This window comes from Ruegeria sp. E5 (genome assembly GCF_056534105.1).
This window is the reverse complement of record NZ_JBQFPA010000001.1, coordinates 998,490-1,021,816: the sequence shown is the minus strand read 5'-3', so window position 1 is coordinate 1,021,816 and position 23,327 is coordinate 998,490. Positions and strand designations below refer to the sequence as shown.

General features: G+C 56.8%; 22 protein-coding genes and 2 tRNA genes. 13 read left to right on the top strand and 11 right to left on the bottom strand.

Annotated features, from left to right (window positions below):
• The first annotated feature begins 1 nt into the window (after window position 1).
• From ACR0BI_RS05180 to ACR0BI_RS05165, 4 genes are read left to right on the top strand one after another with little or no spacing between them, the layout of a single operon-like run.
• A complete protein-coding gene (locus ACR0BI_RS05180) occupies window positions 2–1,027 on the top strand; it encodes an ABC transporter substrate-binding protein (protein WP_170422361.1) in 1,026 nt (341 codons plus the stop codon).
• The gene (locus ACR0BI_RS05175) at window positions 1,028–3,241 is read left to right on the top strand and encodes an ABC transporter permease (RefSeq protein ID WP_480561314.1); all 2,214 of its coding nucleotides are present in this window, start codon (window positions 1,028–1,030) and stop codon (window positions 3,239–3,241) included.
• 11 nt (window positions 3,242–3,252) lie between these two features.
• Window positions 3,253–4,314 (top strand): ABC transporter ATP-binding protein, encoded by a 1,062-nt coding sequence (locus ACR0BI_RS05170; protein ID WP_480561315.1) that lies wholly within the window; start codon window positions 3,253–3,255, stop codon window positions 4,312–4,314.
• Window positions 4,315–4,881, top strand: coding sequence for a histidine phosphatase family protein (locus tag ACR0BI_RS05165; RefSeq protein WP_170663743.1), 567 nt, complete (start codon window positions 4,315–4,317; stop codon window positions 4,879–4,881).
• Window positions 4,882–4,885: 4 nt separating this feature from the next.
• On the opposite strand, the gene ACR0BI_RS05160 is transcribed toward ACR0BI_RS05165, so the two are convergent.
• The 7 genes from ACR0BI_RS05160 to ACR0BI_RS05130 form a co-directional block, all read right to left on the bottom strand.
• The gene (locus ACR0BI_RS05160; RefSeq protein ID WP_480561316.1) at window positions 4,886–5,677 is read right to left on the bottom strand and encodes an inositol monophosphatase family protein; all 792 of its coding nucleotides are present in this window, start codon (window positions 5,675–5,677) and stop codon (window positions 4,886–4,888) included.
• A 214-nt stretch (window positions 5,678–5,891) separates the two neighbouring features.
• A tRNA-Glu gene (locus ACR0BI_RS05155) sits at window positions 5,892–5,966 on the bottom strand.
• A gap of 22 nt (window positions 5,967–5,988) precedes the next feature.
• Window positions 5,989–6,063, bottom strand: a tRNA-Glu gene (locus ACR0BI_RS05150).
• 109 nt (window positions 6,064–6,172) lie between these two features.
• Window positions 6,173–7,915 (bottom strand): single-stranded-DNA-specific exonuclease RecJ, encoded by a 1,743-nt coding sequence (gene recJ / locus ACR0BI_RS05145; protein ID WP_170817961.1) that lies wholly within the window; start codon window positions 7,913–7,915, stop codon window positions 6,173–6,175.
• Between the two features lie 90 nt (window positions 7,916–8,005).
• Window positions 8,006–8,989, bottom strand: a complete 984-nt coding sequence (glpX, locus tag ACR0BI_RS05140) for a class II fructose-bisphosphatase (protein WP_170422349.1) — start codon at window positions 8,987–8,989, stop codon at window positions 8,006–8,008.
• A 71-nt stretch (window positions 8,990–9,060) separates the two neighbouring features.
• Window positions 9,061–10,347 (bottom strand): homoserine dehydrogenase, encoded by a 1,287-nt coding sequence (locus ACR0BI_RS05135; protein WP_170403375.1) that lies wholly within the window; start codon window positions 10,345–10,347, stop codon window positions 9,061–9,063.
• A gap of 128 nt (window positions 10,348–10,475) precedes the next feature.
• Window positions 10,476–10,724, bottom strand: a complete 249-nt coding sequence (locus ACR0BI_RS05130) for a hypothetical protein (protein WP_170396262.1) — start codon at window positions 10,722–10,724, stop codon at window positions 10,476–10,478.
• Window positions 10,725–10,824: 100 nt separating this feature from the next.
• Here ACR0BI_RS05130 and ACR0BI_RS05125 point away from each other — a divergent pair, with 100 nt between their 5' ends.
• A complete protein-coding gene (locus tag ACR0BI_RS05125) occupies window positions 10,825–11,412 on the top strand; it encodes a TetR/AcrR family transcriptional regulator (protein WP_170565777.1) in 588 nt (195 codons plus the stop codon).
• Window positions 11,413–11,419: 7 nt separating this feature from the next.
• Here ACR0BI_RS05125 and ACR0BI_RS05120 read toward each other — a convergent pair whose 3' ends face one another.
• Entirely contained in the window at window positions 11,420–12,331 is a 912-nt protein-coding gene (locus tag ACR0BI_RS05120; RefSeq protein WP_223117849.1) for a pirin family protein, read from the bottom strand.
• Window positions 12,332–12,490: 159 nt separating this feature from the next.
• Here ACR0BI_RS05120 and ACR0BI_RS05115 point away from each other — a divergent pair, with 159 nt between their 5' ends.
• On the top strand, window positions 12,491–12,961 hold the full coding sequence (locus ACR0BI_RS05115; RefSeq protein WP_170422341.1) for a hypothetical protein: 471 nt from the start codon (window positions 12,491–12,493) through the stop codon (window positions 12,959–12,961).
• Here the strand turns inward: ACR0BI_RS05115 and ACR0BI_RS05110 are convergent.
• Genes ACR0BI_RS05110 through ACR0BI_RS05100 form a run of 3 tightly spaced genes read right to left on the bottom strand, consistent with a single transcriptional unit; the run spans window position 12,958 to window position 15,882 of the window.
• A complete protein-coding gene (locus ACR0BI_RS05110; RefSeq protein ID WP_170396270.1) occupies window positions 12,958–13,554 on the bottom strand; it encodes a hypothetical protein in 597 nt (198 codons plus the stop codon). The two genes, ACR0BI_RS05115 and ACR0BI_RS05110, sit on opposite strands and share 4 nt — an antisense overlap.
• Complete coding sequence (locus ACR0BI_RS05105) at window positions 13,541–14,158, bottom strand: TadE/TadG family type IV pilus assembly protein (protein ID WP_170396272.1); 618 nt, start codon at window positions 14,156–14,158, stop codon at window positions 13,541–13,543. The genes ACR0BI_RS05110 and ACR0BI_RS05105 overlap by 14 nt, the downstream gene beginning before the upstream one ends.
• A complete protein-coding gene (locus ACR0BI_RS05100) occupies window positions 14,155–15,882 on the bottom strand; it encodes a pilus assembly protein TadG-related protein (protein WP_255612046.1) in 1,728 nt (575 codons plus the stop codon). The genes ACR0BI_RS05105 and ACR0BI_RS05100 overlap by 4 nt, the downstream gene beginning before the upstream one ends.
• Before the next feature lie 129 nt (window positions 15,883–16,011).
• On the opposite strand from ACR0BI_RS05100, the gene ACR0BI_RS05095 reads away from it, so the two are divergent.
• The 7 genes from ACR0BI_RS05095 to ACR0BI_RS05065 all read left to right on the top strand — a co-directional run bounded on the left by ACR0BI_RS05095 (window position 16,012) and on the right by ACR0BI_RS05065 (window position 23,306).
• On the top strand, window positions 16,012–16,320 hold the full coding sequence (locus ACR0BI_RS05095) for a hypothetical protein (protein WP_170396276.1): 309 nt from the start codon (window positions 16,012–16,014) through the stop codon (window positions 16,318–16,320).
• Window positions 16,307–17,737, top strand: a complete 1,431-nt coding sequence (locus ACR0BI_RS05090; protein WP_170396277.1) for a Glu/Leu/Phe/Val family dehydrogenase — start codon at window positions 16,307–16,309, stop codon at window positions 17,735–17,737. The genes ACR0BI_RS05095 and ACR0BI_RS05090 overlap by 14 nt, the downstream gene beginning before the upstream one ends.
• A 196-nt stretch (window positions 17,738–17,933) precedes the next feature.
• On the top strand, window positions 17,934–19,187 hold the full coding sequence (locus ACR0BI_RS05085; RefSeq protein WP_480561317.1) for a sarcosine oxidase subunit beta family protein: 1,254 nt from the start codon (window positions 17,934–17,936) through the stop codon (window positions 19,185–19,187).
• A gap of 55 nt (window positions 19,188–19,242) precedes the next feature.
• Window positions 19,243–19,506: a sarcosine oxidase subunit delta gene (locus ACR0BI_RS05080; protein WP_170565781.1), complete on the top strand. Its 264-nt coding sequence runs from the start codon at window positions 19,243–19,245 to the stop codon at window positions 19,504–19,506.
• Complete coding sequence (locus tag ACR0BI_RS05075; RefSeq protein WP_480561318.1) at window positions 19,503–22,436, top strand: sarcosine oxidase subunit alpha family protein; 2,934 nt, start codon at window positions 19,503–19,505, stop codon at window positions 22,434–22,436. Before ACR0BI_RS05080 ends, ACR0BI_RS05075 begins: the two co-directional genes overlap by 4 nt.
• A complete protein-coding gene (locus tag ACR0BI_RS05070; RefSeq protein ID WP_170626616.1) occupies window positions 22,429–22,974 on the top strand; it encodes a sarcosine oxidase subunit gamma family protein in 546 nt (181 codons plus the stop codon). The genes ACR0BI_RS05075 and ACR0BI_RS05070 overlap by 8 nt, the downstream gene beginning before the upstream one ends.
• Before the next feature lie 35 nt (window positions 22,975–23,009).
• Window positions 23,010–23,306 (top strand): hypothetical protein, encoded by a 297-nt coding sequence (locus tag ACR0BI_RS05065; RefSeq protein ID WP_170396287.1) that lies wholly within the window; start codon window positions 23,010–23,012, stop codon window positions 23,304–23,306.
• Window positions 23,307–23,327: the final 21 nt, after the last annotated feature.

The window sequence follows — 23,327 nt, the reverse complement described above, 5'->3', positions numbered from 1 at the left end:
AATGAAGAAATTTACATCCACAACGTTGGGATCGCTTATTGCCCTTGCCGCATCGATGTCAGCGGCACAGGCTGACAAGTTGACACTTTATTGTTCTGCGCAAGAGGATTGGTGCCAGCTTATGGCGCGCAGTTTTGAGGACGCGACCGGCATCGACGTTAATATGACCCGTAAATCCTCGGGTGAGACATTTGCTCAGATCCGTGCAGAAAGCTCCAACCCAAAGGGTGACGTTTGGTGGGGCGGAACGGGGGATCCGCATCTGCAGGCCGCAGAAGAGGGCCTGACGATGGAATACATGTCGCCGATGCGTGACCAGCTTCATGATTGGGCGATTTCTCAGGCGGAAAGCGCGGGTAACAAGACCATCGGCATCTATTCAGGTGCGCTTGGTTACGGCTACAATGCCGATCTTGTCGCCGCGAACAACCTTCCCGAACCTGCTTGCTGGAAGGACCTTCTGAAGCCCGAGTACAAGGGGCACGTTCAGATGGCGAACCCGAACTCATCAGGTACGGCCTACACGACCCTGGCCTCGATGGTGCAAATCTTCGGCGAGGACGAAGGATTTGAGTTCATGAAGGGGCTGCATTCGAACATCAACCAATACACCAAGTCGGGCTCGGCACCGATCAAGGCTGCTGGTCGAGGCGAGAATACAATTGGTATCGTTTTCATGCATGACGCAGTAAAGCAGGCGGTATCGGGTTTCCCGATCAAAGTCGTCGCGCCATGTGAAGGTACTGGTTACGAGATCGGTTCGATGTCGATCATCGAAGGCGCGCGCAACGAAGATGAGGCCAAAAAGTTCTATGACTGGGCATTGTCGCCCGAGGCGCAGAACCTCGCCCTTCAGGTAAATGCCTTCCAAGTCCCGTCAAACAAAGGTGCTGAAACTTCGGAAAGCGCGCCTGACATGAGCCAGATCAAGCTGATCGACTATGACTTCAAGAAATACGGCTCGTCGGATGAGCGCAAGCGCTTGCTGCAGAAATGGGACGAAGAGGTTTCGGTACTGCCGCAGTAAATGACTGACGACACGACAAAAACGACCCATCCGGTTCTGATCTTCTGGGTCATCGCCGGGTGGGTCGGATTCTGCCTGCTGCCGTGGTACATGGTTGACGGTGGCCTGTGGTCGTTCGAGTGGCTGCTGGACGGCTACCCTTTCGACGAAGATTATGCGCCTGCTGCCTTTCTAATTGGGCAGGGTGAAAAGCTGTGGCTTGCGCCGCTTCTTATCGCTCTTCTGCTGCCGTTTTTGGTATTGAGGCGAGCCAAATCAGATCCGCTTTATGCGCGCATTCTGATCCTGTCGGGGGCGCTTGGGTTCGGCTGGCTGATCGCACAAGGGTTCAGCATCGGAATCCGAGGCTACAATTTCGATTGGCTGGAAGCCTTGTTCGGAGAGCTCGGTGATCGGCAGTTCGGCATGGGCTATGGCGCGATGATCTGCGCGTCGAGTTTTCTGTTCCTTCTGACCCAGGGTGTCGCCGCACGTGGGGCGATTAACGGAGACGTCTTCGTGGTCAGCGCCATCGGTGGTGTGATCACCATCGTCACCGCGTTTGTATTCTTTCCTATCGCCAAGATGCTGTTTGCTGCCTTTGTGACGGAAGAGGGCGCGTACTCCATCGCAGTGTTCTTCTCGAAATTCTTTGACGACCGGCTTTGGGGGCTGGGATGTTTCTGGGGCGCACGATGCGGGGCGGCATGGAACTCACTGTTTCTGGCCATCCTCGTCGGCTTCATCACCACTGCGCTCGGCTTGTGCTTTGCGCTTGTCGTGACCCGCTCGGGCTTTCGGTACAAGCGCGCGTTGCGCGCACTGACGGTTCTGCCGATTATCACGCCACCGTTCGTGATCGGCCTAGCGCTGATCCTGCTGTTTGGATTGTCGGGTTCAGTAACGCAGTTCTTTGCCGAATTGTTCGGCACCCAACCCACTCGCTGGCTGTATGGCATGCCGGGTGTTCTGATTGCGCAGACGTTGGCATTTACACCCATCGCCTTCCTTGTGCTGATTGGCGTCGTTGAAGGGGTGTCTCCCTCGATGGAAGAAGCGGCCCAGACATTGCGCGCGAATAGATGGCAGACGTTCAAAACCGTGTCCCTACCGTTAATGCGCCCTGGCCTTGCCAATGCTTTCCTTCTGGGCTTCATCGAAAGCATGGCCGATTTCGGCAACCCACTTGTGCTAGGTGGCAATTTCGATGTGCTGTCGACCGAGATTTTCTTTGCAATTGTTGGTGCGCAATATGATCAAGGCCGCGCTGCGGTTCTGGCCATGGTGCTTCTGTTCTTCACGCTTTCAGCCTTCTACGCGCAGCGAGCCTGGCTGGGTAAGAAAAGCTACACCACAGTCACGGGCAAAGGTGACGCTGGCGTACATCCATTGATGCCAACCGGCCTTTCCATCCCGGTGCTAACCGTCGCCCTTGGCTGGGCGGTGTTTACCATCGTCGTCTACGCCATGATCGTCTACGGCAGCGTGGTTGAACTGTGGGGAGTCAATAATTCCCTGACGTTCAAGCACTACGTCACTGCCTTCTCGGTTCGGTTTGAAGCAGAGGGTATTCGCTGGACAGGAGCCGCATGGGACAGTTTCTGGACGACTATCACCATCGCCGCAATTGCTGCTCCACTGACGGCTGCCGTGGGGCTCGTGACGGCCTACCTTCTGACCCGACAGAGTTTCGCGGGTAAAGATGCCTTTGAGTTCGGCACCATGCTGTCCTTTGCCATCCCTGGCACGGTGATCGGTGTCAGCTACATTCTCGCCTTCAACGTGCCACCGATCGAGATTACGGGCACGGGTGTCATCCTTGTTGTCAGCTTCATCTTCCGCAATATGCCGGTCGGTGTCCGAGCCGGCATCGCCAGCATGTCGCAACTGGATCGCAGTCTTGACGAGTCATCTCTGACCCTCGGGGCAAATTCCTGGCAGACTTTCCGCCGGATCATCCTGCCTCTGCTACGCCCGGCAATTCTTGCCGCCCTTGTCTACAGTTTCGTGCGGGCCATGACGGCGATTTCGGCCGTGATCTTTCTGGTCAGCGCGGAATATGACATGGCGACCAGCTATATCATCGGGCGGGTCGAGAATAACGACTATGGTCTCGCCATCGCCTATTCCACCACTCTGATCTTTGTGATGCTGTCAGTGGTTGCCCTTATGCAGTTGATCGTGGGCCGGACCAAGATCGGGCGACGAATGACGCAGTCGCGGACCAATGTTTAGGAGAGTTTGACATGAGCCTGCAGTCCAAAGCCGCGCCGGTTCGGTTCGAGTCCGTCACAAAGATGTTTGGCAAGGATGTCGTTGCTGTCGACAATATTGACCTGAATGTCGATGCAGGAAAACTGGTCACGCTGTTGGGCCCGTCAGGCTGCGGCAAGACGACGACGCTGAGGATGATCGCAGGGCTCGAAATGGCCACCTCAGGAAAGATCACCATCGGGGATCGCGATGTGACCAAACTGCCCGCGACGGATCGCGACGTATCTATGGTGTTCCAGTCCTATGCGCTGTTTCCTCATATGAGCGTGCTTGAGAACGTGATGTATGGCCTCACGTTCTCGGGCTTTGCTAAAGACGAGGCCCGCCGCCGCGCGCTGGACGGTTTGGAGCTGGTTGGCCTGAAAGGTTTTGACGGCCGTCTCCCGTCAGAACTGTCTGGTGGCCAACAGCAGCGCGTCGCTGTAGCGCGGGCTTTAGTGTTGGAACCACAGGTGCTGTTGTTTGATGAACCGCTTTCGAACCTCGACGCGAAATTACGCCGCCAGGTGCGCGAGGACATCCGGGCCATTCAGCAAGACCTTGGCCTGACCGTCGTCTACGTGACACACGATCAGGAAGAGGCTCTGGCGGTGTCCGACGAAATCGTCGTGATGCGGAATGCCGCGATTGCCCAGATTGGCACGCCTCGCCAGCTTTATGACGCCCCAAATGATCGCTTCGTTGCGGATTTTATTGGTGAGGCCAATCTGCTTGCCTGCCAGATCATCTCGGTCAACGGCGACATGGCCACCATCGAGATCGAAGGCTACCGCCATACCTTGGCATCCCGTGGCTTGACCGAAGGGCCTGCGACCGTCGCCATCCGGCCTTCTCGACTTGTGATCGGAGCCGCGCAAGGGGTTGCAGCGACCGTCTCCAAAGCCACCTATGTGGGTGTCCGAATGGAGTACACTCTGACCGGTGCGTTCGGACAGGTCTTTGCAGTCCATGACGATGTCGATGCGCCGCTAGAGCCGGGTACAGAAGTACAGATGGCCTTCGCCGAGAAAGGTCCGGTGCTTTTGCCCGAATAGATGCCCTGTCTTCTAATCATCACGCACCCCGAGGTCATCATTGACCCGAACATCCCCATTCAGGACTGGGGGCTTAGCGCGGAAGGCCGCCGCCGCGCTGCGGCCTTCGCAACCAGCGGAATTTTTGCAGAAGTTACCCACCTATGGGCCAGCACCGAGCAAAAGGCCCGCGAGACGGCCGACATCCTGGCCGCGCCCCGAAGCCTGCGGATAAAACAAGATGCCGCACTTGGCGAGAATGATCGAAGCGCCACCGGTTTTCTGCCGCGTGACCGGTTCGAAGCTGCCGCTGACGCATTCTTTGCCGACCCCAACACCAGTTTTCGCGGCTGGGAAACTGCCGTTGCCGCCCAGCGGCGTATAAACCAAGCAGTAACTTCAATTATCGAAACGCATGATGGCAGTGACCTCGCCATCGTTACCCATGGGGCCGTCGGGACCCTTCTGTGGTGCTCCTTGTCGGGCCGCCCCATTGATCGGAGGTATGATCAGCCCGGGCAAGGCCATTATTGGCAAGCCGATCTAACGGACCTTAAACCGCTGAGCGGATGGCGCTCAATCGACTAGATTGTCAGGCCTGCCACGCGTTCTCCGAGATTTCACACAAAGTATCAAACACATCCGGAGTACCAGCGATCACCCGACCGCCGTTGCGGATCATTACACCTGCGTCCTGATCTTCGACCACGCCGCCTGCTTCCGCGATCATCAATTGACCAGCCAGACAATCCCAGGCGTTCATATGTTCTTCGACATAGCCAAGCAGCCGGCCCGCTGCGACATAGGCCAATGACAGCGCGCCACTGGCGTTTCTGTGAAACATGGCCCCACGCTCGATCAGGTTCGCGACGATTGGAACAATGTTACGGTTATCCACCCGGTTTGAATAACCGACTGCCACCGTTCCTTGATGCAGCGCGACACCCGAAGCGACCCGCATTGGCGCATTATTCAGTGTTGCCCCGCCTCCGCGCGAGGCTACGAAGGTCTCATTGATATTTGGGTCATGGATTACACCGATCTCGGTATTTTCCTCAGCGACGCCCGCCAGAACGATGGTCCAGGCCGGAATGCCATTGACGAAATTCGTGGTGCCATCGATTGGATCGATCACCCAGTCAAATCCGCTTGAACCTTGTGTTTCACCATGCTCTTCGCCAAATATGCCATCGTTGGGCCAAGCCTCGGCGATCCTCTGGCGGATGAAGGTTTCGACATTCCGGTCTGCCTCGCTGACCCAATCCTGTGCGCCTTTTTGATCGACGATCAAACCGCCCCGGTCGGAGAAATATCTGAAGGCGATTGTGCCAGCTTCCTTGCAGATCGCGATCGCGAAGTCTTTGCGTTCTTTGAGGTAATCCATTGGGAATCCAAATCATATCTGTTGTTGGCCAAAACTGTGCAGGCTTGGTGATGGAATGGCAAATACCAAATGCTGGTGAACTCGGTCCGGGGCAGCCATTGACAGGCGTGCCTTCAACCGCATTTCGCGTCTTCAAAACGGGGCGCGCAGGTTTCGTGCTAAACACGATGCTGTAAGAATACGTCGCCGGGAACGATTTTGGCATTGAAGAAAATGGTAGCCCGTAGGGGAATCGAACCCCTCTTTCCAGGTTGAAAACCTGGCGTCCTAACCGATAGACGAACGGGCCATTTAGACCAGACAAGCACAAGTGGTAGCCCGTAGGGGAATCGAACCCCTCTTTCCAGGTTGAAAACCTGGCGTCCTAACCGATAGACGAACGGGCCACGCTGGCTTGTGGAGGGCCTTTTACGGTTTACCTTCCCCCCCCGCAAGACGAAAAACGCAAGGCTGTGAAACTTTTTTGGCCGTTCCTGAGCGGCGTTGAAACGGTAGTCAGACAGCTTCTGCCGCGTCTTCCAGCCGCAGCTGCACGCTCTGTCGTCCGCCCCAGGTATTCACCTCAAGCCGACCCGCGAAATGGAACCGCGCGCCGCCGTGATTAGACAGGCGATCCCCCAACGGGCCGTCGAACGCGCCAAAGGCGATGGCATCCAGTCCGCCAGACATTCCATCCGAAAGTGACAGCTTCAAATGTGTTTCGCCCACGCGTTTAGCAAAGCGCACTTGCAGATCAGGCAGCGCATAGCGCGGGGCAGGGGCACCGGCCCCGAAAGGACCCGCTTTCTCTACCTGTTCGATCAGATCGACTGTCGCGGCCCCGGGCATCAGCGCCCCGTCCAGTTTCAAGTCGGCGGGACCGCCTTGGCCTGCACCCTGCTTGGCCAGAAGCTCGGACAGGCGCGACATTGCAGGCTCCAACTGATCACGCATCACCGTGAGACCGGCCGCCATCTTGTGGCCACCACCCTTGACCAGCAGCCCTTCGGCAGCCAGTCGCTGGATCGACGCGCCCAGATCAACGCCCGAGATCGATCTGCCTGAACCTTTGCCCTCATCCCCGTCGAACCCGATCACGATAGCGGGCCGGTTTGCCGACTCTTTCAGCCGCGAAGCAACGATACCTACCACCCCGGGATGCCAACCGTCGCCTGCGGCCCAGACCAGCGGCGCATCCAACCCACGGTCCTCGGCTTGCGCCAAAGCCGCCGCGCGGACCGCGTTTTCGATCTCGCGCCGTTCCGAATTCAGGGCATCCAGCCGCTCGGATAAGGCTTCGGCCTCAGTGATCGAGTCCGTGCTCAGCAGCCGCGCGCCAAGATCAGCCTGACCAATGCGACCGCCAGCATTGACGCGCGGCCCCAGCAGAAACCCCAGATGATAGCTGTTGGGCGCGGTATCCATGCGCGCCACGTCTGACAACGCGACCAAGCCGGGCCTTTGCCTTTGGGTCATCACTTTCAGGCCCTGTCGAACCAGCGCCCGGTTGGCGTCGATCAACGGCGCAACGTCCGCCACCGTGGCCAGCGCCACCAGATCGAGCATTGCCATCAGATCCGGCCCCTTGGCCCCGGCCTCACGCAACTGACGACCCGCCTCGACCAGCATCAGGAACACCACCGCAGCAGCGCAGAGATAGCCCAGATCGCCGCTTTCGTCCTGTCGGTTCGGGTTCACCACGGCGACGCAATCCGGCAGGGTTTCTGCACCCAAATGGTGATCCAAAACGATCACATCCGCACCCTTCGCCGCCGCGATAGGTTCGTGGCTCAGCGTTCCGCAATCCACGCAGATGATCAGGTCATGGCTAGCCGCAAGTTCCTGCATTGCAGGCACATTTGGCCCATAGCCTTCATCAATCCGGTCGGGCACATAAAGCGTCGCGTCAAGCCCCATCTGGCGCAGCCACACCAACAACAACGCAGCCGAACTGCCCCCGTCCACATCATAGTCAGCAAACACTGCGATCTTTTGGCGCTTGCGCACAGCCTGTAGAAACCGGGCCGCAGCGACGTCCATATCTTTCATCGATCGCGGGTCGGGCAGCAGTTCCTTCAACTTGGGTTCCAGGAAACCGGCGGCCTCCATCACCGGTACACCGCGCCGTGCCAAAACCTGACAGACGGCGCGAGGCAGATCTGTCTGCTGCGCCATCATTTCTGCTGACCGCTCGACCTCAATCCCCGGTCCGATCCAGCGTCGCCCCGTCAGAGATTGCTCTACGCCCAGAAATGCCACATCTCACCTCATGCACTAAGGCCGGACCCCTGGGGATCCGGCCTCTTGGTCTTTTATGAATACTCTTGCTGAAGGCGCTGGCGCAAGCCGCTATGCTTCGTTGTGTGGCCACATCGGCGTGCGGTAGGACATCCGCCGCACCGAGCCCGTTTTTGATCGCATGAGCAGCGTCGTTGTTTCAACCCAACCCGGTTCCCGCTTGATGCGCGGCAGCAGTGAACCTCCGGTGACCCCAGTAGCAGCAAAGATTACATCCGCCGTTACCATCTCGTCGCGCGCATAAACACGGTCCAGATCTGTGATGCCCGCCTTGGCCGCCCGGCCACGTTCGTCGTCATTACGGAACAACAGGCGGCCAAAGATCTGACCGCCCATGCATTTCAGCGCGGCTGCGGCAAGCACACCCTCGGGCGCGCCACCTTGACCCATATACATGTCGATGCCGGTCACTTCGCTTTCGGCGCAATGCATCACACCTGCGACGTCGCCATCTGTGATCAGGCGGATCGACGCACCGGTATCGCGGACTTCAGCAATCATCGCTTCGTGGCGAGGACGCTCCAATATGCATACGGTAATATCCGCAGGCTCGCAGCCTTTGGCCTTGGCCAGCGCTTCAACTCGCTCGCGCGGGCTCATGTCCAAGCTTACGACACCTTCGGGAAAGCCCGGACCAATGGCCAGTTTGTCCATGTATACGTCCGGAGCGTGTAGCATTGAGCCGCGCGGGCCCATGGCAATGACGGTCAGCGCGTTGGGCATGTCCTTGGCGGTCAGGGTTGTGCCTTCAAGCGGGTCCAGCGCAATGTCTACGCCCGGGCCGTTACCAGTGCCAACCTCTTCGCCGATATAGAGCATTGGCGCTTCATCACGCTCGCCCTCACCAATGACAACGACACCCTCAATGTCCAGAAGGTTCAGTTGTTCACGCATAGCGTTGACGGCAGCCTGATCGGCAGCTTTCTCATCACCCCGGCCAACCAGAGAGGCGGACGCCAGCGCGGCCTGTTCTGCCACCCGTGCAAGGCCCAGAGACAGCAGGCGGTCGTTGAAATCGATCTTGGCAGCGTTCATCTTCGCATATCCTTTGGTCAGCTAAGGCGTTTTATCCGGCATAGCCTGCGCGCAGCATAGGCCGCAAGGGGTCAGACTTGTTCGATACGCAGGGCGACGGGTTCTCCGGCCACCACATCGGTGGCGCGCAGGCCATCCAGTGCATGGTCCAGCGTCGCCCGCGTGGTTTTGTGGGTCACGATCAGCACAGGCGCTGTGCTTTCTGTGTGCCCATACTGCCGCATCCGGTCGATCGAGACGCCAGCATCGCCCAGAATCGCCGCGACCTTTGCCAGCGCGCCGGGCTTGTCCAGAAGGCCGAGCCGCAGATAGTAGGGTGCAGGTAGGCCAGTAACGGCGGAGGCTGCGTCTTGCAGGGTCGTCGCGGGGCGGCCAAATGTCGGTATATGCAGGCCTCGCGCCAGATCGCAGACGTCGCCCATCACTGCGCTGGCGGTGGGGCCTTCGCCAGCACCGGGGCCACGCAGAACGATTTGTTCAACTGCGTCCCCATCCAGCACAACCATGTTTGTTCCGCCTTCCAACTGACCTAGCGGAGAATTGCTTGGCACTAGACAGGGTTGCATCCGCTGTTCCAGTCCGCGCGCCGTTCGCTGTGCCACACCCAACAGCTTGATGCGATACCCCATGTCGTGGGCCTGATGGATGTCATCGAGGCTAATATGCTGAATGCCCTCGATCTCGATCCCGTCGAAATTCGGCTTGGTGCCAAAGGCAATCGAAGACAGCAGCGCCAGTTTGTGCGCCGCGTCGATGCCGCCAACATCCAGATTAGGATCAGCTTCAAGATAGCCAAGCTGCGCGCATTCCTCGAACAGGGCGTTATAGCCCAACTCCTGCGATTGCATCCGGGTCAGAATATAGTTGCAGGTACCGTTCATGACGCCCATGACACGCGTGATCTCGTTACCCGCCAGTCCTTCGGTCAGAGATTTGATTACCGGGATACCACCCGCGACAGCCGCTTCGAAGCGAATGACACGACCTGCGGCTTCGGCCAATTCCGCCAGTTCCTGCCCATGAATCGCCAGCAGTGCCTTGTTTGCGGTGACGACATCCTTGCCACTGTTCAGCGCCGCCTCGACCGAAGCTTTCGCGGGGCCGTTCTCGCCGCCCATCAGTTCGACAAAAACATCGATGTCTTCGCGTTTGGCCAATGCAACGGGATCGGTTTCCCATGCATAATCCGAGAGGTTTACGCCACGGTCCTTGCTGGCATCACGGGCCGAAACTGCGGTGATCTCGATGCGACGCCCGGTGCGGGCGTGCAACAAATCGGCATGACGACGCACAATTTTGACCACACCCACGCCAACGGTTCCCAATCCGGCAATTCCAAGCCTCAGCGCCTGTGTCATTCCCTTGGGTCCTTTCTGCTCGCTATACCGCCCGCGATGGCGAAGTGTCCTTTGCGGGCTGCCTTAGCGGGTTCGAGGCAGGGGTGCAATCCGTCTAATCTTTTGGAGCTAGTGACGTGACCGAAATCCTAGTTAATCTCGGCATTCTGCAGCGCTTCGGCCTTTTCCGCCAACGCTTCGCTGCGTGCTGTTAGGTCTTCTTCTACCTCTTCCGCTTCGCTGATTGGATCGGTCGGAGGGCCGAGGGCGGGATCTAAAGCAATAAGCTTGGGGTAGGGTGCCTTGCGCAATGCGGCGGTTTCGCTGCCTTCCAACTCAGGGATATTTGCGCAGCCGGCGGTGGCCAGCACAAAGAGAATGGGCAGCAAAAGCTTCATCGCAGTCCTTCGGGTCGCAGCGTGTATCCCGTGATGCACGTTTTGTCGGAATGGTTCAAGCGGGGTTCTATCTGAACGTCTGTTCAGATACGATCGAAGCATGGCGCGTACACAAGGTTCTCATTCCGATATAACCGGCCCCCGCATTCGTGAGGCCGCACTGGGGCTGTTTGCCCGTCATGGCTATGCTGCGGTTTCAATGCGGCAGATCGCAGGCGAGGTGGGGGTGCAGGCTGGGGCACTCTATAATTACACGCCCGACAAGCAGAGCCTGCTGTTTCGGCTGATGCGCGATCACATGCAGGATCTGATGGCCGCCTATGACGATCTCGACCGGTTTGATGATCCACAAGATGCGTTGCGTCAGTTTGTCGGGTTCCACATCCGTTTTCACCTGCAGCGTCCCGACGAGGTGTTCATCGCTTATATGGAGCTGCGCAATCTGAACCCCGAAAATTTTGCCGAAATCGAGGCTTTGCGCCGCCGTTACGAGGACTCGTTAGAGCATATTCTGCGTAACGGGCAGCAATCGGGTCAATTTTCGGTCTCCGATACCAAGATCGCTACCTTGGCGGTGATCGCCATGCTGAATGGTGTGATCACTTGGTATCGCAGCGGCGGCCGCCTGTCGCTGGATGAGGTCGAGCAGGTGTATTGGGACATGGTCCGCAAAGCGGTTACCGCCTGACCAGCCCTTAGTGGGCCGGGCGGATGAACGTTCCGTTCCGCAACTCCCGAAACGCTTGCTGTAATTCTGCCTGCGTATTCATCACGATCGGGCCATGCCACGCCACGGGTTCATCGATCGGAGCGCCCGAGATCAAAAGAAACCGTACACCCTCGGGCCCGGCCTGAACCGTGATTTCGTCTCCGGTCCCGAACCGAACCAACGTCCTGTCTCCTGACATGTCGCGGATGTTGACCTCTTGCCCGGCGATCTCTTTCTCTAGAAGAATTCCAGTTGGCTGAGACGCATCCGCAAAGGCAGCGCTGCCTTCAAAGATATAGGCGAAGGCCCGGCGGTATGTGTCGATCGGAATGGTTTTTTTCACCCCTGCCGGTATGCTGATATCCAGGTATTGCGGATCGGCAGCGATACCGTCCACTGGGCCCGTACGTCCCCAGAATGTACCGACAATCACACGGACCTTTGTCCCATCATCATCGATGATTTCTGGAATATCAGTGCTTTGAACGTCCTGATAGCGCGGGGTGGCCATTTTCTGATCTGATGGCAGATTGCCCCACAGCTGGAACCCATGCATCTGACCGCTGGCCGACCCCTTGGGCATTTCCTGATGCAGGATACCTGACCCGGCGGTCATCCACTGGACATCTCCGGCACCCAGCGTGCCGCTATTGCCCAGCGAGTCGCTGTGTTCGACTGTACCGGACAGGACATAAGTGATCGTTTCGATGCCCCGATGCGGATGCCACGGAAAACCGGCCATATAGTCCAATGGGTTGTCATTCCGGAAATCATCGAACAGCAGAAACGGGTCCAGTTCCGACGGGTCCTGAAACCCAAACGCCCGGTGCAATTTGACGCCCGCGCCTTCCATTGTCGGGACCGCCTTGCGGAATTCCAAAGTTGGTCTGAGTGACATAAACGCCTCCTGATCCTTTGACCGGAACTTATGCGTCGGCCTGAGGCAGTCAATTTGCGCAGGAACACTGAAGCTGTGCGAAGATGCTCAGACAGGTGACGCGGTGCTGTCCTTTGCGTATCAAAGCGGTTAAAGCGGGCGGACAATCAGGAGAACAATATGCAAGAAGAAGTGCTGGCTACAGTCGCGGCCTCGGCACCGCGGCGCTGGACTGGGGTAGGGATGCTGGTAACGGTCGGGGCGTTGGTCATTTACGTCGCGTTGGCATCGCCGCCTGAGTTTGGCTGGCAGGTCTTCTTACTGGTTTCCGGGGCAGCCGCGTTCTGGTTGGCCCGTCGCATGTGGTACGCGACCGAAGACAGGATCGAGCTGACCCAATCCCAATTGCGCACAGGCTCGGGGCAGGTGATCTGCAATATCGAGGATGTCGAAGGCGTAGACCGGGGCGTGTTCGCATTTAAGCCATCAAATGGCTTCTTGGTAATCACTCATGCACGAAGCTCAAACCAGTGGGCGCCCGGTCTTTGGTGGCGTGTCGGACGAAGGATTGGCATAGGCGGCATGACAGCCGCCGCCGAGACCAAATACATGTCGGAAATGCTGTCGGCGATGCTTGCTGAAAAGAGTTAGACACCCAAGCAAGCAGGGTCGGTATTGACGATCTGGTCGAAAACACGCGGGTGTGTGAAGACCAGATTATCCATTTCAAAGTCAGCAAATTTGAATGCCATCTGGAATGGCGCTTTATATGTATTGTTGGTTTCGACCAGGATCATTGAGCCGTTATCAGGCATTACCGGAAGCCGTTGTTTGATTTTCACGATCTCTGCGTCGGTCCATTTCTGATATCCGGTGCCCCGCACGCAGGACCATAGAACATCGTGGAGATCGTTATCACCATCATAGGTCAGATAGGTCACACGCATCGAGACCGGTGCTCTGGTATCAACCATGTTTTCCAGAAGGTCGTACATGGTGTTGATATACGCGGCGTTAACATCTTCAGCTTCGCGTGAGAGCACATCCGCAACTGCGTAGGCTCCTTTGATGTTGATCGCGCTTTGGCGATAGCTGTCATAATAGGTGTAAGACGCAAACATTGACCAGAACAGCAGCGGCAATATCAGCATTGCCTCGACCGATAAGGCGCCGTCTTCTCGTTTGAGAAAGCGGTTCAGCAGTGCCTTGGGAAGGTTGCGATTCTCTTTGTTAATTCGAGGCATCGGCCACATCCACTGTTGTGTCAGATGAATCGTCAGGATCAGCTGATGAACCACCAAATGGTTCATGAACAAATACGGTCGTCGCCTGCAGTTCCCATTGGCCGTCGTTGTCCTGCTTCGCAATGCCGCTCAGCATCGAAAGCCCAAAAACAGGTGAAACCTCAAGACAGGCGCGGATAATCATAAGCTCATTTGAAGTCCCTTGTTCAAAAACAACTTCGTCCGGCTTACGAATTGTCTCCGGAGTGTCGACGCAATAGGGGGTTGGATCCAACTGATTGCCGACACGCGGATCAATGGACTTCATCTCGAGCGCAAGGTTTTCCGAGCAATTGGTTATCAGCGCTTCGTCACAGATCATTTTCTTCAGCAGCGCGTGATCCCATTCATCTTCCCCTTCAGGAAGGCGATTAAGCCGAACCTCCCGAATTGTCATATCCAGAGATCGTTCAAGATCGGCATGGTGGAAGGATTGCAATCCCAGATCCATGCCTGAATAAGCGACATACAGGAAGAATGGAAACCAGAAGATAAACTCGATAGACGAGTTTCCATCCTCATTCTTTCGAAATCTCCGAAGCCGATTCCGCAGTGTCTTTGTCATTGGGTCAGCCTCAGGTTTTGAATGGAGGTGCTGATTGAATCGAAGACGCGTTCAATCTGATTGCCGGTCGCTTCATAGTAACGGGCAGGTTTGATCGCGCAGTCTTTCAGCATCTGCTTAACACCGTAGGGTGCCTCAAAAGCGATCGAGAAGATGATGACATTATCTTCTTCAGCTTCTTCGCAGAGATCTACAACATTTGGATTTTTGGTCGAAGGACCAATTTCGGTCGTGGAGTCAGCTGCAAATTCTTCGCCGCGATCCCAGCCATAAGCGTGACGCAACATATTCCGAATTGCGTATTTTTCAGTATGCGCCCAGACATCAGGCCATTCCAGTTCTACCGGATCGGAATCTGTTGAAAGCCCTTCGGAGTCTTCGCGTGTTTGCGATCGATCCATCGAATAGCAGGTGCCGTTGTAGTAATCCGTACAGCGGTAGCGCATATAAGTCCCATTGCCATGGGCATGATCTTGGTATTTGTCGCGGGTCCAGCGCCTGTACGAACTGTCCCGCACAGTTGTGGCGACATTAGGCCAAGCCCAGCGGTCATACTCTTCATCGTAGATAGAATACGTTTCGGCATCTTCATTCCAATAGATGTCCGAGGGGCCGTCATTATAAGGCGGATTCACTTTGTGCTGATAAGTGTTTTCGCCATCCGTCATCAGCACCAGAACCTTGAGGGTGTCCGTGGTCTTGTTAGGGGCTGGCCGAATTGCGAACGAGTCCGGAATTTCTGAACTGTCTGCAATCTGAGCGATCAGCGGTTGGATACTATCGTCAAGCAAAGTTAGACCCCACTTGAGGCCCACATCGATCGAAGTCCAGCCGCTTGCCACAAGATTCTGGATCTGACCTTTCAGAATGTCAGGATCATTCTGGATTACCGTCATCTCTCGCCGATCTGTGGTGGTTTCAAGACGGCACGTATTGCTGGTTACCAACGTGTCGCTGAACCTTTTGTCGCTGGAGCCATTATCCTTGAAATGAAGAGTTTGCGGGACATAATCCCCTTTTGTGATGATGTTTCCTTCGTCGTCCACGATGTCGTAATAGTTGAAATCGGTCGTTGTGTAGTCCGAAGCCTGGAAATCGATGCAATTGGCCCTTTCGTTAGCCCCGATCGTGTTCAAAGCATTCATAAGGTAGTCAGGCACCGACACCTGTTCCGAGTAGGGCACGATTGAGATCGACAATCTACCATCTTCAGATTTCAGGATCATCTCATCGATAAAGTCCTCAGCGGCACTTTTGAGGTTGGTCAGCTTTGTCCCGCGCATCGAACCCGAGACGTCCAGAACCAATGAAATTTCGACGTTACCAATCGATTCTTCGGCGATGCTGGTGGCGGTTGTATCAATGTAATCGACGCCACTCCATTTCATGAAGTGTGTCTCAATGCTCATGTCGGCGCTGGCTTCGACTTTCCGCTTTCCTTCAAGTTCTGCAACCTGAGTCACGGTTCCGTCGTCGTTTGTCGTGCATGTCTCGGGCTCGACCTTGATATTTTTGATGATATTCGTATCGAAACCTTCTTTGCGAATGTAATCATTCACCACGACCCGTGGGCAAAGCTCTTGGTCCAGGTCAGCTGCGGCAAGGACCGCGCGGTCCAGTGCGTATTGTAGCCTTACCCTTTCGCGATCATACCGCATGACGTCGACCGCGAACCCGGCCACGGTGAAGACTATCACGATCAGGAAAAGGGCAAGGATCGTCATCGTGCCTTCTGTCGAAGAAACAAAGTGCCGCAAGTGCCGCGAACAACTGTTTTCGCGGCAGAGACGGTTGAATTGGGCCTTCAAATCAAACTTGCGCATAATTGGTTCCTCGGTCGATCAGACACACTGATGCCAGCACTTCGCAACTTTAATAATTTACCCACGGATCGTGGCGAGATTTGGGCGCAGTGGACACTATGCTGCTCGTTTTTAACGAGATTCAGCTTTATTCCCGGTGTTATTGGTGGTTTTGTTTCGCGCCTTTGGACAATCGCGCGGCTTTCGTTAACGCCCGACTCACCAATGGAGCTGAAAAGTAAAGTTCACAAACTGATGAAAATACGTGCAGTTACTGATTGCGGTATTTGGCAAGCAGTGCGACAAAAAGTCATGACGTATCTCGTCTACCGGCACGGAGGATTTTATGACCGGCATTAAAGAACCCAGCTTTCGTGAGAGTGTTGATTTGATGTTCAACAGAGCGGCGTCTCTGATGGATTTGCCGCCCGGGCTAGAAGAGAAGATACGGGTTTGTAATGCCACCTACACCGTTCGGTTCGGGGTGCGTCTGCGGGGGCAGATCCACACCTTTACCGGATATCGTTCGGTTCATTCGGAACATATGGAGCCGGTAAAGGGTGGCATTCGCTATGCCTTGGCGGTGAACCAGGATGAGGTCGAAGCGCTCGCTGCGCTCATGACTTACAAGTGTGCACTGGTCGAAGCGCCCTTTGGAGGCTCGAAAGGGGGCCTTTGCATTGATCCTCGCCAGTATGAAGAACATGAGATGGAACAGATCACGCGTCGTTTTGCCTATGAGCTGGCAAAGCGCGATCTGATCAACCCCTCACAGAACGTGCCTGCGCCCGATATGGGAACAGGCGAGCGCGAAATGGCGTGGATGGCTGACCAATATGCGCGGATGAATACGACCGATATCAACGCGCGAGCCTGTGTGACAGGTAAACCGCTGAACGCGGGAGGCATCGCGGGCAGGGTCGAAGCAACCGGGCGCGGCATCCAATACGCGTTGCGCGAATTCTTCCGAAACCCGGAAGACGTCAAGAAGGCGAACTTGTCAGGCACGCTGGACGGAAAGCGCGTCGTCGTGCAGGGATTGGGTAACGTGGGCTATCACGCAGCCAAGTTCCTCAGCGAGGAAGACGGGTCGCGTGTGGTCGGCATCATCGAATGGGATGGCGCACTGTACAATCCCGATGGCATCGACGTAGAAGCCGTGCGGCAGTGGATCGTCAAGCATGGCGGCGTGAAGGACTATCCCGACGCCACGCATTCCGCCGAGGGCGGCGCGGTACTTGAAGCCGAGTGTGACATCCTGATTCCGGCGGCGCTGGAGGGGGTAATAAACCTATCCAACGCCGAACGTATTAAGGCACCACTGATCATCGAGGCCGCCAACGGGCCTGTCACGGCGGGTGCTGATGAGATCATGCGCAAGAAAGGCACGGTGATCATTCCTGACATGTATGCAAACGCCGGTGGTGTGACCGTGTCCTATTTTGAATGGGTCAAAAACCTCAGCCACATCCGTTTTGGCCGGATGCAGCGGCGTCAGGAAGAAGCTCGGCATGAGTTGATCGTCAGCGAACTGGAACGGTTGGATCGGTATCTGGGTGACGCTTGGTCGATGTCTCCGGATTTCAAGGCCAAGTACCTAAAGGGCGCTGGCGAGTTGGAGCTGGTGCGTTCTGGTCTCGATGACACGATGCGCATTGCCTATCAGTCGATGAGCGAAGTCTGGCATGATCGCGCAGATGTCGACGATCTGCGCACGGCGGCCTATATCGTTGCGATCGACCGCGTCTCAAAAAGCTATCGCGCCAAGGGCCTCTGAGCGCCCAGACAACAGAAGATTCTTGAGTGGCCAACCATCGGGTTGGCCATTTTTCATTTAGGTCGAAGTCGTCAGAGTGAATGGATTAGTCGCCCAGCGACAAGTTTTCGTCGAAAACAGGAGTGGAACCGGATTCCGGCGTTGTTACTGCTGGGTGAAGTTGGTTTGATGCCGACACACCTGTAGGGAGTTCTGAATGCGTTTCTCCGGCTTACGTGTCCTGAAAGAGGGCCTGACCGGCAACAAAGGCTGGACGCCGCACTGGCGCGAGCCTGAACCGAAATCCGAATATGACGTCGTCATTGTCGGCGGCGGAGGTCATGGGTTGAGCACGGCCTATTATCTGGCCAAGGAACATGGTCTGACCAATATCGCTGTTCTGGAAAAGGGCTATATCGGTGGGGGCAATATCGGGCGCAACACCACCATTGTGCGCGCGAACTATTTTTTGCAGGGCAATTCCGAGTTCTACTCGCACTCATTGAAGCTGTGGGAAGGTCTTGAGCAGGATCTGAACTACAATGTCATGCATTCGCAACGCGGGATCATCAACCTGTTCCATTCGGACGGGCAGCGTGATGCCGCTGCGCGCCGGGGCAACATGATGATCAGTCAGGGTGACGATGCTATCCTGCTCAATCGCGATGAATTGAGGCGGATGGTGCCCTATCTGAATTTCGATGACCTTAGGTTCCCTCTGTATGGCGGTCTCTACCACCCGCGCGGAGGTACAGCGCGACACGATGCCGTGGCCTGGGGCTATGCGCGCGGAGCGGACCAGCGCGGCGTGGATCTGATCCAGAACTGCGAAGTGACCGGTATTGATATCGAGAATGGCGTGGTTCGCGGTGTTCAGACCTCGCGCGGGCCGATCCGGGCCAAGAAGGTGGCGATGGTTGCTGCCGGGCGTTCAGGTCAGGTGGCGGCGATGGCTGGAATGAGGCTGCCGATTGAAAGCCATGTCTTGCAGGCCTTCGTGACCGAAGGTCTGAAGCCCTGCATCGATCATGTGGTGACGTTTGGCATGGGGCATTTCTATATCAGCCAGTCAGATAAGGGCGGGCTGGTTTTTGGCGGTGATCTGGATTTTTACGCCTCCTATGCGGCGCGAGGTAACTTGCCCACCGTCGAAAGCGTGATGGAGGCCGGGATGGCGCTGATGCCGATGATCGGCAAGGCGCGGGTGCTGCGATCCTGGGGCGGGATCATGGATATGTCGCCCGATGGCTCTCCGATCATAGACCGAACGGATATTGATGGGCTCTATCTCAATTGCGGCTGGAACTATGGTGGCTTCAAGGCGGTTCCGGGTTCGGGGAATGTGTTTGCGCATCTGATTGCGACGGATCGGTATCACGAGAATGCCACCGGCTTCCGACTGGATCGTTTCCGCACCGGGCGCGGGATTATCGATGAAGAGGGCAAGGGCTCTCAGCACAATCTGCATTGAGGGGCGCGATGTTGGATTTGGGTATTATTGAAAAGATCAAGAAGGGCGCGCGGCTATGAGGATCACCTGTCCATATTGCGGCGAGCGGGATCGGCGCGAATTCTACTATCGCGGGGCGGCAGTGGATCTGGACCGACCGGCCCCGGATGCCGGTGAGGCGGCTTGGGATGATTTTGTCTACCAACGGGAAAACCCGGCAGGGCCGACACGAGAGCTTTGGTATCACGAAGGCGGGTGCGGTACATGGATCGTGGTCACACGAAACACGGTCACGCATGAGATGATCGACGCGCAGCCGGCATCGGAGGAGCGGGCATGAGGATCGATGGAAAGGGTCTTATCGATCGTACGCAGTCGATTCCGTTTGTTTTCGATGGTGCCAGCTATAGCGGCTATGCGGGCGACACCCTGACCTCAGCGCTTTTGGCGAATGGCGTGCGACTGATGGGGCGTTCGTTCAAGTACCACCGGCCTAGGGGTGTGCTGAGCGCAGGCAGCGAAGAGCCGAATGCGCTGATGACCTTGGGGGCAGGCGCAGGTCAAGAACCAAATATTCGCGCCACGATGCAAGAGATCTATCCGGGACTTGAAGCGCGCAGCCAGAATCGCTGGCCCAGCCTGAGTGTCGATTTGATGGGGATCAACGATCTGGCTTCCCCGTTCTTGGGCGCGGGTTTTTACTACAAAACCTTCATGTGGCCGAAAAGCTTCTGGGAAAAGCTATACGAGCCGATCATTCGACGTGCCGCCGGATTGGGTGCACTGTCGGGCGAAGACAATGCCGACAAGTACGAAAGCGCTTATGCCTTTTGCGATCTGCTGATTATCGGGGCAGGGCCTGCGGGGCTGATGGCCGCACTGGTCGCTGGTCGTGCTGGCGCGGACGTCATTCTGGCCGACGAAAACAGTCGCGTGGGTGGGCGTCTGCTGGCCGAGACCTATGAGGTCGACGGAAAACCGGGTCCCGTTTGGGTTGACGAAGTGCTGGCCGAGTTAGCCGCGATGGACAATGTCCGCATCATGACCCGGACCACTATCGCAGGCGCCTATGACCAAGGTACCTTTGCGGCGTTGGAACGCGTTTTTCACCATACGGATCACCGCCCCAACGGGGCGCCGTTGGAAACCTATTGGCGGATCGTGGCCAAGCGGTCAGTTCTGGCGGCAGGCGCGCTGGAGCGCCCGGTCGCATTCCGCAACAATGATCGCCCGGGGATCATGACCGCTGGCGCGGTTCGGGCGTATCTAAACCGATGGGGTGTCAGCCCGGGCCGCAATGTGACGATCTTCGGAAATACTGACGATATCCATCGCACTGCGCGTGATTTGTTGGATGCTGGTGTCCATGTGGCGGCTGTGATCGATAGCCGCCATGACGCGCCCTTGTCTGACGACTACGAGGTTCTACGCGGGGCGCAAGTTTGTAACAGTTCGGGCCGTAAGGGGCTGGAGGCGATTACAGTGCGCCGCGCCAGTGGAGAAGAACGGATACACACGGATTGCCTTGCCATGACAGGGGGCTGGAATCCTTCGGTTCATCTAACGTGTCACATGAATAGCCGCCCGATCTGGAAGCGTGAGATCGAGGCCTTTGTGCCAACGCCGGGGGCCGTGCCGGGCATGGTGACAGCGGGTGCGTGCAACGGATCTTTCTCAATTACAGCCTGCCTTCGTGAAGGGATTGAGGCAGCCAAAGGCGTGCTCGGCGATCTTGGCTACAAGGCCTCGAAGACTGTGCCACCGCAGGCCGAGGATACGCCATACGAGATCACGCAGCTTTGGGCCGTTCCCGGCAAAGGGCGCGCGTGGCTGGATTTCCAGAACGATGTTACAGTGAAAGACGTCAAACAGGCCGCGACTGAGAACTTCCGGTCAGTCGAGCACATGAAGCGCTATACGACGCAAGGTATGGCGACGGATCAGGGCAAGAATTCGAACGTGGCGGCGTTGGCCATTCTAGCGGACGTCACCGGGCGCGCGATACCCGAAACCGGAACCACGACGTTCCGCCCTCCGTATTCTCCTATCGCCATTGCCGCGCTGGGCGCTGGGGCTGAAGGCAAGGGTTTCAAACCGCAACGCTTTATCACTTCGCACAAAGCGACCGTAGCGCGGAAAGCTCCGTTGGTTGAGGCCGGGCTGTGGTATCGCCCCAGCTATTTCCCAAAGGATGAAGAAACCACGTGGCGGCAATCCTGTGACCGTGAGGTCAATATGGTGCGTCAGGCCGTCGGGGTGTGCGATGTCTCGACGCTTGGCAAGATTGACATACAGGGGCCGGATGCGGGGGCGTTTCTGGACTTCGTTTATTCGAACATGTTCTCGACCCTCAAAGTTGGCCGAACGCGATATGGCCTGATGTTGCGTGAGGATGGATTCGTCATGGATGATGGCACCACCGCGCGGCTGGGAGAGACGCATTACCTGATGACCACCACCACAGCAGGTGCTGGCGATGTAATGAAGCATCTGGAGTTCGTTCATCAGGGACTGCGCCCTGATCTGGATGTCTCGTGCATCTCGGTCACTGAACAGTGGGCACAGTTTGCCGTGGCCGGACCAAAATCGCGTGAATTGTTGAACGATCTGCTGGACACACCTCTTGATGAAGAAAGCTGGCCCTTCATGGCTTGCGGATCGATCTCGGTGCTGGGTGTGCAGGGGCGTTTGTTCCGGATCTCGTTCTCGGGCGAGCATGCATATGAAATCGCTGTGCCTGCGCGCTATGGCGCGACCCTGTTCGATATTTTGACCGAGCGGGCTGAGACACTGGGCGGTGGTCTTTATGGGATGGAAGCGCTGAACGTTCTTCGCATCGAAAAGGGCTTTATTACGCATTCCGAGATCCACGGACGGACAACTGCCTATGATATCGGCATGGGTCGGATGGTGTCGCAGAAGAAGGATTGCATCGGCAAAACCATGTCGCAACGTCCAGGGCTTGAAGAGCCGGGGCGCGAGCGGTTGGTCGGGCTCAAACCCATTGGCGAAAGCAAGGAATTGCTGGCGGGTGCGCATCTTTACCGGGAAGAGGCCGAGCCGGTGCGCATCAATGATCAGGGCTATCTGACCTCCGTGTGTTATTCCCCGACGCTGGAAACGATGTTGGGCTTGGGCTTCCTGGCGGACGGGCCTGAGAGGTATGGAGAAATCGTGAAAATGGTCGATCATCTGCGCGGCGTGACAACCCTGTGTGAAGTGGTGAACCCGGTTTTCTTTGACCCCGAAGGAGGGCGCGTCCGTGGATAATCTGACCGCCAAAACACCCTGCGACGGGTTGCTGCCTTTGACCTTCGGCTCTGTAACGCTCAGCGAAGAGGATGCGGGCGCGATCCATTCGATCTCACCTTTCAAGGGTAAGCAAAAGGCGCTATCCGAAGCTTTGAAAGCAGCGCACGGGATGGCCTATCCATCGGCCAACCGCGCAACGGGTAAGGCTGGCGCGCGGGCGATCTGGTTCGGCCCGGCGCATGCGATGCTGATCGGGCCGTCTCCTGATGCGACCCTGACCGAGAATGCGGCCATTGTGGACCAATCAGATGCCTGGGCTGTGGTCCGGTTAGAGGGTGCTGATGTCGAAGACGTACTGGCGCGCGTAGTGCCTATTGATCTGCGTAAGGCGAACTTCAAGCGCGGCCACTCCGCCCGCACCCTGCTGTTCCACATGACCGCTTCGATCACGCGCGTTGGGGAGAACACGTTTCAGATCATGGTCTTCCGATCCATGGCTGAGACACTGGTTCACGATTTGAAAAGGGCGATGGAAGGCATCGCCGCGCGCGGGTAAGCTGCGCTGAAAGAAACGAATCTTCGGAGATCCCCATGTTGCGTATCGCCATCGTTGCGGCCGTGCTGGCCACGCCAGTGGTTGCACAGGAAACCAAGGAACAGAGCTGCAAGTATCAGGCCGACGTTGTTGCAGCGATACAGAAAGCACGACTTGACCGGGTCAAGGAACGCGATGTGGCGCAGGCGGTGGCCGACAGTGGTCCTACCTGGCCCGAGAACTACAATGCCGCTGTTCCGCTGATCACGCCTTGGGTATATGAGCAGAAGATGCGCGACGTGCGTAAGAAGGATCTCGGAGCTGCGTGGCTGGAGTTGTGTTTACAACAATAATCCACAGTCAGATCATTTCTC